The 12,640-nt window shown below is 67.0% G+C and carries 14 protein-coding genes; 5 read left to right on the top strand and 9 right to left on the bottom strand.

Features of this window, described 5'->3' with window-relative positions:
• The coding region (locus N825_RS28695) for a tetratricopeptide repeat protein (protein WP_157619596.1) at nucleotides 1-765 on the bottom strand (765 nt) is incomplete at its 3' end.
• 125 nt (nucleotides 766-890) lie between these two features.
• On the opposite strand from N825_RS28695, the gene N825_RS28690 reads away from it, so the two are divergent.
• A complete protein-coding gene (locus tag N825_RS28690) occupies nucleotides 891-1,160 on the top strand; it encodes a hypothetical protein (RefSeq protein WP_037459441.1) in 270 nt (89 codons plus the stop codon).
• Nucleotides 1,161-1,173: 13 nt separating this feature from the next.
• Here N825_RS28690 and N825_RS37075 read toward each other — a convergent pair whose 3' ends face one another.
• The 7 genes from N825_RS37075 to N825_RS28655 form a co-directional block, all read right to left on the bottom strand.
• Entirely contained in the window at nucleotides 1,174-1,590 is a 417-nt protein-coding gene (locus tag N825_RS37075) for a flagellar biosynthesis repressor FlbT (protein ID WP_198038935.1), read from the bottom strand.
• A gap of 155 nt (nucleotides 1,591-1,745) precedes the next feature.
• Nucleotides 1,746-3,068 carry a flagellar hook protein FlgE gene (locus N825_RS28680; protein WP_037459439.1) on the bottom strand — a complete coding sequence of 441 codons (1,323 nt, stop codon included), beginning with the start codon at nucleotides 3,066-3,068 and terminating at the stop codon, nucleotides 1,746-1,748.
• A 109-nt stretch (nucleotides 3,069-3,177) separates the two neighbouring features.
• Nucleotides 3,178-3,867, bottom strand: a complete 690-nt coding sequence (locus tag N825_RS28675; protein WP_051513409.1) for a flagellar hook assembly protein FlgD — start codon at nucleotides 3,865-3,867, stop codon at nucleotides 3,178-3,180.
• 21 nt (nucleotides 3,868-3,888) lie between these two features.
• Nucleotides 3,889-5,787, bottom strand: coding sequence for a flagellar hook-length control protein FliK (locus N825_RS28670; protein ID WP_037459437.1), 1,899 nt, complete (start codon nucleotides 5,785-5,787; stop codon nucleotides 3,889-3,891).
• 229 nt (nucleotides 5,788-6,016) lie between these two features.
• Nucleotides 6,017-6,460, bottom strand: coding sequence for a flagellar protein FlgN (locus tag N825_RS28665; RefSeq protein ID WP_037459436.1), 444 nt, complete (start codon nucleotides 6,458-6,460; stop codon nucleotides 6,017-6,019).
• A 4-nt stretch (nucleotides 6,461-6,464) separates the two neighbouring features.
• Nucleotides 6,465-6,797 carry a rod-binding protein gene (locus N825_RS28660; protein ID WP_051513406.1) on the bottom strand — a complete coding sequence of 111 codons (333 nt, stop codon included), beginning with the start codon at nucleotides 6,795-6,797 and terminating at the stop codon, nucleotides 6,465-6,467.
• Nucleotides 6,797-7,948, bottom strand: a complete 1,152-nt coding sequence (locus N825_RS28655; RefSeq protein ID WP_051513404.1) for a flagellar basal body P-ring protein FlgI — start codon at nucleotides 7,946-7,948, stop codon at nucleotides 6,797-6,799. The genes N825_RS28660 and N825_RS28655 overlap by 1 nt, the downstream gene beginning before the upstream one ends.
• 291 nt (nucleotides 7,949-8,239) lie before the next feature.
• On the opposite strand from N825_RS28655, the gene N825_RS28650 reads away from it, so the two are divergent.
• The 4 genes from N825_RS28650 (at nucleotide 8,240) to N825_RS28635 (ending at nucleotide 11,938) form a co-directional block, all read left to right on the top strand.
• Nucleotides 8,240-8,662 (top strand): flagellar assembly protein FliX, encoded by a 423-nt coding sequence (locus N825_RS28650; RefSeq protein ID WP_037459434.1) that lies wholly within the window; start codon nucleotides 8,240-8,242, stop codon nucleotides 8,660-8,662.
• A gap of 136 nt (nucleotides 8,663-8,798) precedes the next feature.
• Entirely contained in the window at nucleotides 8,799-9,218 is a 420-nt protein-coding gene (gene dksA, locus N825_RS28645; RefSeq protein ID WP_037459431.1) for an RNA polymerase-binding protein DksA, read from the top strand.
• The gene (locus tag N825_RS28640) at nucleotides 9,184-9,795 is read left to right on the top strand and encodes a hypothetical protein (RefSeq protein ID WP_037459430.1); all 612 of its coding nucleotides are present in this window, start codon (nucleotides 9,184-9,186) and stop codon (nucleotides 9,793-9,795) included. The genes dksA and N825_RS28640 overlap by 35 nt, the downstream gene beginning before the upstream one ends.
• Before the next feature lie 94 nt (nucleotides 9,796-9,889).
• Nucleotides 9,890-11,938, top strand: coding sequence for an NAD(+) synthase (locus tag N825_RS28635; RefSeq protein ID WP_037459429.1), 2,049 nt, complete (start codon nucleotides 9,890-9,892; stop codon nucleotides 11,936-11,938).
• 10 nt (nucleotides 11,939-11,948) lie between these two features.
• On the opposite strand, the gene N825_RS28630 is transcribed toward N825_RS28635, so the two are convergent.
• Complete coding sequence (locus N825_RS28630) at nucleotides 11,949-12,587, bottom strand: GntR family transcriptional regulator (RefSeq protein ID WP_037459428.1); 639 nt, start codon at nucleotides 12,585-12,587, stop codon at nucleotides 11,949-11,951.
• Between the last annotated feature and the right edge of the window lie 53 nt (nucleotides 12,588-12,640).

The raw sequence follows: 12,640 nt of genomic DNA, 5'->3' as shown, positions 1-12,640 counted from the left end.
GATCGGCAACGCCAGCGCCATCTTCACCTCCAGCCCCGCGTCCCCGCTCAGCCGATGAGCTTGGCGAAAGGATTCCGTCGCCTCCTCGACGCGTCCCTGCTGGCGCAACGCCATGCCAGCACCGGTCGGTGCGGCGGCATCGGATGGCTGGAGGATCGCGGCCCGCCGGAACAACCTCACGGCGTCCTCGAACCGGCCCTGCTCGGTCAAGGCGTTGCCCAGGTTGATCAGGGCCGGCGCGTGGTCGGGTCGCAGCGTCAGCGCGGTCGCGGCCGCGGCGGCGGCCTCGGCGATCAGACCCCGCTCGTGCAGGGCGTTGCCCAGATTGCACCAGATCCGCGGATCATCGCCGCGTTCCCGAAGCGCCCGGCGATAGGCCGGGATGGCAGCGTCCGACCGACCCAAGCCGGTGAGCGCGTTGCCCAGGTTGAACCAAGCCTCGACGAAATCGGCCTCCAACGCCAGAGCGCGGCGATAGGCCGCCACCGCGGCGTCCGCCCGGCCCATCCGCCGGAGCGCCATTCCCAGGTCGCACCAGCCATCGGCGTCGCCGGGGGCCAGCACCAGGAGCGCGCGATGGCACGCCGCCGCCTCGCCATGGCGCGACTGGTCCTCCAGCGCCATTCCCAGCGCCCGCAGCACCGCGGCCATCGCGGTGTCATCGGAGCCGGCGAGGGCCAGCGCCCGCCGGCAAAGCTCCTCCGCGTCTATCGGGCGTCCGGCTCGCCGGTGCCAGTCCGCCAAGGCCAGAAGTTGTCCGATCATCCCGGCCCGCTCCCCTCCCCAAGGGGTGCCGCGTCGCGGACCGCTTGACCCATTTGGTGGGGCGAGTCATCTTCCGGGGGGGGTGGGCATGGCCACCCGCGCGTGACGGACCCGAAGGAAGCGGCATGAGCTACGAACAGGTCGAGGAAGCGTGGCGGCTGAGCGAGGCCGCTCGGGAAATCGGCGCGACCCTGGGAGAGAGCCCGGGTCCCGGCGACTACTGGACCGGCTTCTTCAGCGGCTCGGATCAGGTCGATGTCGACCGCACGCTCGCCGAAGGCGGCGATCCGCCGATCCGGATCTTCCTGAGGTCGCCCTATGGCTTGCGCTGGCGCCAGGAGGAGAAGGATTGGATCCCCTTCCGGCATGGCCCCGTCGAACCCTTGCCGGTATAGCGCGGCCACGTCGTCAGCCCTTCCTGGCTTCCTGCCAGCTCGGCTGGTCGAGGAAGCGGTCCTCGTGCTTCATCACCGTGTCGGCCAACTTCAATGCCTGATAGTACTCGCCCTGATGGACCAGCGATCGGATGCTCTCCAGCGTGTCCTTGATCGCGGGGATGGTCGTCGCCTCGTGGAAGTCGTCGACGAAGCCATCCAACGTGGCCAGCAGCGGCGGGCGCTCCTGGTCGGTCGCCATGTAGGAATTCTGGATCATGAAATAGATCCGCCGCGCCGGGGTCGACGCGGCTTGCGGTGGCATGATGTGCTTTTCCGTCAGGAAGGAGACGTTGTTCAGGAAGATCAGGGTGCAGCGGCCATCGGCCTGGATCAAGGCGCCGTTCACGACGATCCGTTCTTCCGGCGCGAGACGAATTTTCAATGACACTGCGGCTATCCGTATTGCGATGAATCGATCTACGGGCACAGTAGCACCTCGCGCACGCGCGACACAGTGGATAGCTGTCGAATTTCGACCGGACGCCGACTGGCGCCCGGTCTCGCACAACCTTAACGGATTATTAACTACTCTTCCGGAGACCTTTAGCGGAGCTGCAGCAGTTCCGTCAGCATCTGGTCGGTGGTGCTGATGATCTTGGTGCCGGCGGAGTAGGCCCGCTGGGTCACGATCATTCGGGAGAACTCGTCCGCCAAGTCGACGTTGGAGGCTTCCAGCGATGACGTCGCGATGTTGCCCGCTCCCGCCGTCCCGGCATCGCGGAGGTTGTAGGAACCGCTGTAGCTGGTCTGGATATAGACGTTGCCGGTCCGCTCCTGGAGGCCGTTGGGATTGGTGAAGGTGGCGATCGGAATGCGCGCCAGATTCTGGGTCAGGCCGTTGCTGAAGCTGGCGACCACGTTGCCGGCGCTGTCGATCGCGATGCCGGTCCGCAGGCCCAGTTCGGCGCCATCCTGGGTGATCGTGCCAACGCTGTAGTCCGAGGCGGACTGGGTCATGCCGGAAATATTGATCTTGATGCTTTGGGTATTGTCCGAGTTGTTGAGCCAATCAATGCCGGTCAGGTTCAGTTCCAGGTCACCATTCGGGTCACCAGGCGGGTTGTAGGCCATGGGTGACGGCGGTGTGGCGGCAAGGCCCGCCGCCAGGGTCGCGGCCTTGTCGAGTTTGCCGTCGGATCCGAACACCAAAGGCAGATCAGTGGTGTTGGCCGGATCGGTGATCGCGCCACCGAGGGGATCGCTGAGCCTGAGGTTCCAGGTGTTGGCGGCCGTGGTGTTGGTGAAATCCATCTGTATCTGCTGGGCGGCGCCGAGCGAATCGTAGACGGTCATGCTGCGGCTGAAATGCGGTCCGGCCCCGGCGGTCGACTGACGCGCGTCCAGGTTCAGGACGACATCGGCCTGGGTGGTCTGCTTGGTCCGACCGGACTCGAAGCCGACGCTGACCGGGCTGAGGCTGGCCACGTCGGCCGTGGCGTCGACCAGCGCGCCGTCGTCGCCGATCGCCCAGCCCATCAGGTAGAAGCCGTTGGAGTTCTTCAGGTAGCCGTTCTCATCCTCGGAGAAAGAGCCAGCGCGGGTATAGAGGGTTTCCTGCCCGCTGGTCGCGTTCGGGCTCTGCTGGACCACGAAGAAGCCGGAGCCGGAGATCGCGACGTCGGTCGAGGAGGCGGTCTGCTGCGGCGTGCCCTGCTGGTTGACGGTCTGCTCGGTGGCGGCGCGGACACCGCCGGGGGAATAGACGGTGCTGCGGCCCGCCTGGGTGACCAAGCTGGAGAAGCTGGCCTCGTTCCTCTTGTAGCCGGTGGTGTTCACGTTGGCGATGTTGTTGGCGATCATGCCCATGGACTGGCTCTGCGCGCTGAGAGCGGAGACGCCGGTGAAGAGGGATCCGAACAAGCTCATGATAGTCTCCTAGATCTTTGGTGGCGGCCTGCGACACTCCGGGTGGAGGCCGCCGGGGTTTCAGGGGCGGTATCGGGAATGGATGGGGTCGGTTTGGCTGGAAGGCGGATCAGGCTGCCGCCGCGGCCGGTGGGCGGGCGGACAGGACGTTCTCCATCTTGATCGGCGTGTTGCCCATCAGCAGGGTGGTGACGCCGTTGCCCGACTCGATGCCCGACACCCGGCCGAAGGTCGTGGTCGTCGCCGTCATCAGCTTGGCGCTGGCGTTGGGCGCCACCACCGACATGCTGTAGTCGCCAGCCGGGGCGGCGCTTCCGTCGGACTTCCTGCCATCCCAGGTCAGTTCCTGGCGGCTGGTCGACCGCGATCCGTCCATGGTCCTGACGACGACGCCCTTCTCGTTCTTGATCTGGATCGTCGTCGAGGTCGACGCCTCGGGCAGGGTGTAGGACATCTTCACCGGGCTGCCGTCATAGCTGAACGCGCTTCCCGTGGCCTCGACGTCCAGTCCGATGAACCCCAGGGACGCCTGGGTCTGGTTGTTCGACTGCATCGTCAGCAGCTTCTCAAGCTTCTCGTTCTGGTTGATCTGCTGCTCGACCTGGCTGAACTGGACGAGCTGGTTGGTGAACTCGTTCGAGTCGGTTGGCGACAGCGGGTCCTGGTTCTGCATCTGGGTGGTCAGCAGCTTCAGGAAGCTGTCGTAATCCTGGGTCAGCTTGCCGGCGGCCGAGCTCTTGGTCGTGGCGGCTGCCGCGGTGCTCGCGGTCTGAGCCGCGGTGTTGTTGATCGTCGTCATAGTCGGTCTCCTGTTCCGGGCTCAGATGCGGATGTCTAGACGGTCGCGTTTGCCGCCACCGGGGTTCCATTGCGTCGGGTCGGCGACGATCGGACCAAGGTCACCGCCGATCCCGCCGAAGCTCCGTCCGCGGCGATCCGATGGCGGGTTGTAGCCGGCGAATTGCCGCTGGTTACCGCCCTGGTCCTTCAGGCTGAAGCTCAGGCTGCCCGAGTCCGTCTGCAATCCGGCGTCGGTCAGCGCGCGCTCCAAGGTCCTTTGGTCCTTCTGGAGCATCGCCAGCGTCTCCGGACGATCGGCCATGATCGAGGCCTGCACCTTGCCGTCGGCGCCGAAGTCCAGCTTGACCTCGACATTGCCCAGTTCGACCGGCTTCAGGTTGATCACCATCTGGTCGGACTTGCCGGACACCGCCTTGCCCAATTGGACCGAAACCTGCTCGCCCGGTGTCTTGGGCAACTCGTTCCGTCCGTGGGGAGCCGCCGTCCTCTCGATCGCCTCGGCTTCCGCCAAGCTATGGCCCGGCGCCTGGGCCGCCATCACGGGATCGGGCTCCCGCTGGTTGACCGGTGCGCCACCGGCCGCAGCCAAGGCATCCTCGAAACCGCCGGCGCCCTTCCTCTCGGACCGTCCCTTGGCGGCGACGGCCGGGCCGTCCTCGACGATCCCGGTGGCCTTGGCCTCGGTGGCACCGGCGACGGGCGACGGATTGTCCTTGCCGGTGACCGAGCCGGATGCTTGGCCGCTGGCTTCAGGCTGCCGCTGCATGGCGCCTTCGCCGCGCGCCGACTGGCGCTGCCCGGCCTCACGCCCATCACGACCGTCCGCCTCGCCCCGACCTTCCTTCTCCGGGGAGGCGTCGCCACTGGAAGCGTCCTCCGCCACCAGGGTTTCCGCCGAGGCCATCGTGTCGGCATCCTCGCTGACCGAGGCGGCATCCGCATCGACCACCACCGCGTCCTGTTCGCTCTTCGCCGGGCGGACGCCGGCTTCGCCCAAGGTCGGCTGGCGCACCATCTGGACGGTGACCGGAGCGCTCGCCACGCCGGTGGGTGTCGCGACCACTGGGGCGGTATCGTCTCGGACCGCCTCGCCTTGGTTCGGCAGCCGCTGGTCCGGGGCTTGGTTCCGAACCGGAGCGTGGGGCTGCTGGGGCTGCGCGGAAGCCTGGGGCTGCTGGGGCTGCGCGGAAGCCTGGACCTGGACCTGGACAGGCACCGCGGGCTGGGCCTGGACGGGCGTTTCCCGCCGATCCAAGGTCTGAACCGGTGCTTCCCGCTTGTCCTGGACCGGAGCCGGGCTCTCCTTGCGGTCCTTGGCCTCGATCTGGGCCTTGCCCCGCTCGATCAACTGGGCGAGTTCCTTGTCGCCGAGGGGGATCGTGTCGTCCTGGATCTCGGCATTCTTGGCCGCGGCAGCCTGGCCGGGGGTCCCGCTGGTTCCGCCGCTCTGGGGCGCCTCGCCTTCGACCGGAGCATCCGGGACCGGAGCATCAGGGACCGGAGCATCCGGCGCCAGAGCCGGCGGCATCGGGAGCGATCCAGCCGGAGCGGCGGGGAGCGGAGCTGTGCTGGCCGGGATGGCGGCTTCGGTGGTCTCGGTCCCAGCCGGAGTCTCGCCAGTCCCAAGCCGCGGCTGCGTCTGCGGGATCATCAGGTTGGAGAACAGGCCGGGCGCTATCAGGCTCAGGAGGCCGTCGGGCACCGCGCCGTCGTCCTGTTCGGTCTTGCCGGACTTGTCCGCCGGGACGCCCTCGTCCGGGGAAGACGAGGTCCGCTGGCCGGCCTGGGCGGCCATGAACGTGCCGACCAAGGCGAGGAAGCCGCCATCCTCGGGCGTTTCGCCGGATGCGGCGGTGGTCCCGCTGGCGCTTCCGGCCGATGCCGCGCTGGGCATCGTATTGGTTTGGGTGATCTCCACGGCTTCCTCGCTGGCTGTACGGGATTATCTAGAGCAAGCCGTGTGCCAATAGCCAAACCATTGATTATGCTAGTGATGCCGCCACGACAACAGTTGGCTGCCAAGTCCCTCCCGGAATTTTTTGCCCGGTGCCCGGCAGGGTGTTCCGGGCAAAGACGAAGCGGGCGGCACACCTCCCGGAATGCCGCCCGCTTTGGAATTCAAACCTGAATAGCCCCGCGGGCTGGCCTCACAAGGTCGTGTTGACGGCGACCGACAGCGCCTGCGGCGGCCGGCCTGTCGGATAGCGGGCGCTCGGCCTGCCATAGCCGACCACGCAATGTTCCGCCCGGGTCTGCTTGGTGACGTCGACCACCATATCGATCACCTGCTTGGTCGCCATCTCGGCGTTCCTGAGGGCCTTGAGGTTGGCTTCCGCCGCGGCGCTGAGTCGGACCCAAAGCTGTTCCAGTCGCCGCCTCAGGGCGGCGTCGAGCGCCGCGATGATCGGCTTGTTGTGACGGAGCACCATGATCTGGTGGTCCAGCTTCCTGGACAGCGAGGTCTTGGCGTCGCCAAGCTTGGCGACCTCCTCCAGCTTGCTGGCCCGGACCGCCTCGGTCTCGCGCTCCAGCAGGGCGGTGTAGCTTTCCATCGTCTCGCAGGTTTCGTTGACCGCCGTCGTCGCGTCCATTTCCTCATACCTCCTGCATTTGGAGCATGGTCTTCTTGACCGTTTCGGCGATGCCGAGCTGGCCGCTCTGGGTAACCATCTTGCCGTATTCGTTGATCATCAGGCCGCGGAACATCTCCTCGCCGTTGCCGCCGCCGAAATATCCGTCCGTCTCGATGCCCTGCCACATGTGGGTCAGCATCTGGGACATGAATTGCGCTTCGAATTCGCCGGCCGCCTTCGCGACGGCCTTATCGTCCGATCCCGCCCTGGGCTTGGAGGCCGAGGCTTGGCCGACGACGCCATTGGCGGTCAAGGTGGGCGAGACCAGGGGGGGAGTGGTCAGGGAGGTCGTCATCACATCACCTCGATTTCGGCTTGCAGCGCGCCGGCCGCCTTGATCGATTGCAGGATGCTGATCATGTCGCGGGGACCGATCCCCAGGGCGTTCAGGCTCTCGACCAGTTCCTGGAGGCTGACGCCGTTGGACATGATCGCCAGGCGGTTGTTCGACTGTTCGTCGACCTGGATGGTGGTCTGCGGCGTCACCACGGTCTGGCCGTTCGCCAGCGGGTTGGGCTGCGAGACCTGCGGGTTCTCGGTGATCCGGATGGTCAGATTGCCCTGGGCGATCGCCACCGTGCTGATCCGGACGTTCTCGCCCATCACGATGACGCCCGACTTCTCGTCGATCACCACGCGGGCCGGCTGGTCGGGGGTGACGCGGAGCTGTTCGATCTCGGTCATCAGGCCGACGATGTCGCCGCGCCGGATCTGCGGGACCGTGACGATCACCGACGAGGGGTCGGTGGCCCGGGCCGTGTTGGCGCCGAAGACGCCGTTGATCGCCTGGGCGACCCGCTGCGCGGTGGTGAAGTCGGGATTGCGCAGCGACAGGCGGAGCACCGGCAGTTCGGCCAGCGAGAACTCGATCTCGCGTTCCACGATCGCCCCGGCGGAGATCCGGCCCGAGGTCGGCACGCCGCGCGTGACCGAGGCGCCCTGGCCCGCCGCGCTGAAGCCGCTGACCGCCAGCGGACCCTGCGCGACCGAATAGACCTCGCCGTCGGCGCCCAGCATCGGGGTCACCAGCAGGGTGCCGCCGAGCAGGCTCTTGGCGTCGCCCAGCGCCGAGACCGAGGCGTCGATCTTGCTGCCCTGCGCCGCGAAGGCGGGTAGGGTGCCGGTGACCATCACCGCCGCGACGTTCTTGGTCTTCATCGACTGGCCGCGGGTGTTGACGCCCATCCGCTCCAGCATGCCGATCAGGCTCTGTTCGGTGAAGGGGGAGTTGTTCAGGCTGTCGCCGGTGCCGTTCAGCCCAACCACGAGGCCGTAGCCGATCAGCATGTTCTCGCGCACCCCCTCGACATCGACGATGTCCTTGATCCGGGAGTTGGCGAGGGCGGGAGTGGAGCCGGTGACCGCCATGACCACGACCATGAAGCCTGGCAGCAGGGTCCGGAGCAGCGCGCCGGCGGCGATGTTCGCGAGGGTGGATGGGGTCATGGCGGCACGCTCCTCTGAAGTCTCCCGTCCCCTAGCGAATTGCGTGCCAGTTCGGGTGGAGCCGCATTCCGCCTGGACTGGCGCGGGTCGTGGATCGAACAGCGCGGCAAGGAGTGCCGATACCGCCCGGCAATTCCTGCCCGGAGCGCCGCACCCAACGGACCGTGCCAAGGGATCCCCGCCGGTGGGCCTGATGCGCGAATCGGATCCGTTAACCGAGTATTAAGTCCGTTCACCCACTCTTTCGAAATGATTATAGGGGTCCAAATGGTTGTTGGAGCATAGTGTGCCATGAAAGTCGAAGGTCCTGGTTCTCCCCGCGCTGGCGGTGCGACGAAACGCGCTGGCGGTTCCGGCGGTCTCGCGGGTGCCTTCGCGCGGGCATTGCACGGTGTCGATGACACGGCGACCGCGGGTGTCAACGGCGCCCAGGCCACCGGCGCCGTCACCCCCCTGCTGAACCTCCAGGAGGTGGAGGACTCGACCAGCGGCCCATCCAAGGCCAAGGCCCGCGCCGAGGAGCTGCTGGACCGGCTGGACGAGATCAGGCACGCGCTGCTGTCCGGCGGATTGCCGGAGTCGAAGCTAAACGCCCTTCAGCAGGTGGCCCAAAGCCATCGCGCGGAGGTCGAAGATCCTCGTCTCGTGGAAATTTTGGACGAAATAGACCTTCGGGCGCAGGTCGAGCTTGCCAAGTTGGCGCCCAGAGGGTAGCTGATCGCCCCAGGATTTCGCCGTTTTTCCAAAGGCTTGTATCCGGTCGGCAAGCCCATCCGCGCAGTTGCGGTAAAGCCCGCCGATCCATATACTCCGCGCCGCTTCGGCAGCCATCCGGTTTGGGTGTTAGAGGATGTCGTCACCGTTTCCGCCGCCTGACTATAGCCCGTCCGAGGACGAGCCGTTCATGAACCCCCAGATGACGGAATACTTCCGTCGCAAGCTGCTGAAGTGGCGCTCGGAGCTTCTCCAGGAGTCGGAGGAGACCCTGCAAAGCCTCCAGGAAGGCGGGCTTCAAGAAGCCGACATCGCCGACCGGGCCTCGCTGGAGACCGACCGTTCGCTGGAGCTTCGGACCCGCGACCGCGAGCGCAAGCTGATCTCCAAGATCGACGCGGCCCTGACGCGGATCGAGGACGGCAGCTATGGCTATTGCGAGGAAACCGGGGAGCCGATCAGCATCCGGCGCCTGGAGGCGCGTCCCATCGCGACGCTCAGCCTCGAGGCCCAGGAACGGCATGAGCGGCTCGAACGGACCCACCGTGACGATTAGCCGGGTGACGATCAGCCGGGCCGCCCGCTTTCGGAACGCACTCGCGCTGGTGCTGATCCTGCTGGCCGCGCTGTCGAGCCCGCCGGTCGCCGCCCAGGCCCAGCAACTCCAGCCCGCCACGCCGGGGCGCGAGAACGCCGTGCTGGACGGTGTCAACATGGCCGTGGTGATGCCGGTCGATCTGGCGGCCAGCACCGCCAACGCGGAATGCGGGCTCACCGAGCAACTCATCAACGACGCCATCCAATTGACGGTGCAGTCCGCCGGATTGCGGACGGAACTGCTGTCGCAGGCGCAGCCCTTCACCACCATCACGCCGGGCGTCTACCTGATCCCGACGATCGCCACGCTGCGCGACAGTTCGGCGCTGTGCGTCACCTGGCTCAGCCTCAAGGCGCAATCGGCGCACACGCTGACCCTGCCCTCGACCCAGCAGCGCAGGACCGTCCAGGTGCTCTACTGGGACCGGGGTATGCTGCTGAGCACGCCGCGCGGCGGCCATGCCGGGGCGGTCGCCGCCGGCCTCCGCCAGTTGGCCAGCGACTTCGGCGAACAGTGGCGGCGCGACCAGCGCTGAGGGGAGCGGCTCGACTTTCAGGGAGTTCGCGCTTCGACGATTTCGTGGCTAGACTGTTGAGCGAAGATATCCGTTTCGCTGCCCTGGAAGACCCATGACGTTCCGCTCGATCTATCGCCAAGGCTTCGCGCGTGTCGCTTCCTGCACCATGCGGTGCTCGCTGGCCGATCCCGCCGCCAACGCCGAAGCCGTCCTGCGCGTCGCCAGAACCTGCCATGAACGTTCGGCGGCACTGGCGCTATTCCCGGAGCTGGCGATTTCCGGCTATGCCATCGATGACCTGCTGCTTCAGGATTCGCTGCTTGACGCGGTCGAACGGGCGGTCTCCGACATCGCGGCGGGCTCCCGGGACCTGATGCCGCTGCTGCTGGTGGGAGCGCCGCTCCGCCACGCCGACCGGGTCTACAATTGCGCGGTGGCGATCCATCGCGGGCGGCTGTTGGGTGTGATCCCCAAGATCCACCTGCCCAATTACCGGGAGTTTTACGAGAAGCGACACTTCGCGTCGGGCGACGGCACCGAGGGTGGCGAGATCACGCTGGCCGGCCAGTCCGTCCCGTTCGGTCCCGACCTGCTGTTCGCCGCGGAGGATCTGCCGGGCTTCGTGGTCCACACCGAGGTGTGCGAGGACCTGTGGGTGCCGGTGGCCCCGAGCGCGCTGGGTGCCCTGGCGGGGGCCACCGTGCTGGCGAACCTGTCCGCCAGCAACATCACGATCGGCAAGTCGGACACCCGCCGCCTGCTGTGCCAGTCCCAGTCCGAGCGCTGCATCGCGGCCTATCTCTATTCGGCGGCGGGCGCCGGTGAATCGACCACCGACCTCGCCTGGGACGGACAGACCTCGATCTTCGAGAACGGCACCGTGCTGACCGAGACCGCCCGTTTCCCAGCCGGCGACCAGATCGCGGTGGCCGACATCGACCTGGACCGCATCCGCCAGGAGCGCATGCGGATGGGCAGCTTCGACGACAACCGCCGCCGGATGGATGTCCAACCCACGGCCGATTTCCGGCGCGTGACCTTCCGGCTTGACCCGCCGATGGCGGATGTCGGGTTGGAACGCGCGGTCGAGCGCTTCCCCTTCGTGCCGGCCGATCCGGCGCGGCTGGAGCAGGACTGCTACGAGGCCTATAACATCCAGGTCGCCGGTCTCCTCCAGCGGCTGCGCGCGATCGGCACCCGGCACCCGGTGATCGGCGTGTCCGGTGGCCTCGACTCGACCCATGCCCTGATCGTCACCGCCCGCGCCATGGACCGGCTCGGTCTGCCGCGCTCCGATATCCTGGCCTATACGATGCCCGGTTTCGCCACCAGCGACCATACCAAGGGCAACGCGGTCCGGCTGATGGAGTCGCTGGGCGTCACGTGGCGGGAGTTGGACATCCGGCCCGCCGCCCGGCAGATGCTGGCCGACATGGAGCATCCCTTCGGCAAGGGCGAGCCGGTCTACGACGTGACGTTCGAGAACGTCCAGGCGGGATTGCGCACCGATTACCTGTTCCGGCTGGCCAATCAGAACAACGGCATCGTGATCGGCACCGGCGACCTGTCGGAACTGGCGCTGGGCTGGTGCACCTACGGTGTCGGCGACCAGATGGCCCATTACAACGTCAATTCGGGCGTGCCGAAGACCCTGATCCAGCACCTGATCCGCTGGGTCATCTCGTCCGGCCAGTTCGAGCCGGAGGTCTCCACCACGCTGGACGCGATCCTCGGCACCGAGATCTCGCCCGAACTGGTGCCGGTCGAGCCCGGCCAGACGCCGCAGAGCACGGAAGCCAAGGTCGGTCCGTACGAACTCCAGGACTTCAACCTCTATTACACTCTCCGCTACGGCTACCGGCCGTCGAAGATCGCGTTCCTGGCGTCGCACGCCTGGGGCGACACCGAGCGGGGCGCTTGGCCGCCGGGCTTCCCGCCAGAGAGGCGCCGGTCCTACGAGCTGCCGCAGATCCGCCACTGGCTCCAGCTGTTCATCCAGCGCTTCTTCGGCTTCAGCCAGTTCAAGCGCTCGGCCATGCCCAACGGACCCAAGGTCAGCGGCGGGGGATCGCTGTCGCCGCGCGGCGACTGGCGGGCTCCGTCGGACGGTACCGCCCGCGCGTGGCTCGACGAACTGGAGCGCAACGTGCCGAAGGAGTAACGGCTTCCGATCAGGGATCCTTCTGGTAGAGCTTGAGGGTCGCCAGGATGTGCGACTTCATCACCGCCTCGCCCCACACCACGTCGCCCCGGCGCAGCGCCGCCACGATGTCGCGGTGATCGGCGCAGCTCCGGTCGATCCGCTCGGCCGAGAAGCGCCGGTATGTCTTCATGATCAGGCCAAGCTCCATCAGGGGCGCCGCGATGGCCTCCAGCCGCTCGTTGCCCGACAGGCGCAGCAGGCGGAGGTGGAACCGGGTGTTCGCCTTGGAGAAATCCTCCAGGAAGCCCGGTCCGCCGTCGCGGACCAGCGATTCCATGGCGTCGCACATGGCGTCCAGTTCCCGGATGTCGCCTTGCAGCGCCCGCGTCGCCGCCAGCGCCACGCCATAACTCTCCAAGGCCGCCCGAACGCCGAATAGCTGGATCACCCGGTCCGCGTCCCAGACCGCCACGACGACGCCGGCGTTCGGCTGCGACTCCAGGAAACCCTCGTTGACCAGCCGCCTGATCGCCTCCCGGACGGGGGTGCGGCTGGTTCCGGCGCGCGCCGCGACATCCTCCTCGCGCAGGCGGGATCCCTCCGGGATCTCGCCGGAAACGATGGCGTCCCTGATGAAGGCATAGGCTCGTTCAGAGGCTCCGGACATTCGCGACTCCAGTCCAACGGCAGGGCCAGTGGCCAAGTCCGTATACAATTATG

The sequence above is a fragment of the Skermanella stibiiresistens SB22 genome, assembly GCF_000576635.1.
In the GTDB taxonomy this organism is placed as follows: domain Bacteria; phylum Pseudomonadota; class Alphaproteobacteria; order Azospirillales; family Azospirillaceae; genus Skermanella; species Skermanella stibiiresistens.
Note: the sequence above shows the minus strand (reverse complement) of the source record. Positions and strands in the feature narration are given on the sequence as shown.

Coding starts and splice junctions, on each gene's coding strand:
- N825_RS28690 (WP_037459441.1), top strand. CDS start 891: ATGAGCTACGAACAGGTCGAGGAAGCGTGGCGGCTGAGCGAGGCCGCT.
- N825_RS28680 (WP_037459439.1), bottom strand. CDS start 3,068: ATGAGCTTGTTCGGATCCCTCTTCACCGGCGTCTCCGCTCTCAGCGCG.
- N825_RS28675 (WP_051513409.1), bottom strand. CDS start 3,867: ATGACGACGATCAACAACACCGCGGCTCAGACCGCGAGCACCGCGGCA.
- N825_RS28665 (WP_037459436.1), bottom strand. CDS start 6,460: ATGGACGCGACGACGGCGGTCAACGAAACCTGCGAGACGATGGAAAGC.
- N825_RS28660 (WP_051513406.1), bottom strand. CDS start 6,797: ATGACGACCTCCCTGACCACTCCCCCCCTGGTCTCGCCCACCTTGACC.
- N825_RS28655 (WP_051513404.1), bottom strand. CDS start 7,948: ATGACCCCATCCACCCTCGCGAACATCGCCGCCGGCGCGCTGCTCCGG.
- N825_RS28650 (WP_037459434.1), top strand. CDS start 8,240: ATGAAAGTCGAAGGTCCTGGTTCTCCCCGCGCTGGCGGTGCGACGAAA.
- dksA (WP_037459431.1), top strand. CDS start 8,799: ATGTCGTCACCGTTTCCGCCGCCTGACTATAGCCCGTCCGAGGACGAG.
- N825_RS28640 (WP_037459430.1), top strand. CDS start 9,184: ATGAGCGGCTCGAACGGACCCACCGTGACGATTAGCCGGGTGACGATC.
- N825_RS28635 (WP_037459429.1), top strand. CDS start 9,890: ATGACGTTCCGCTCGATCTATCGCCAAGGCTTCGCGCGTGTCGCTTCC.
- N825_RS28630 (WP_037459428.1), bottom strand. CDS start 12,587: ATGTCCGGAGCCTCTGAACGAGCCTATGCCTTCATCAGGGACGCCATC.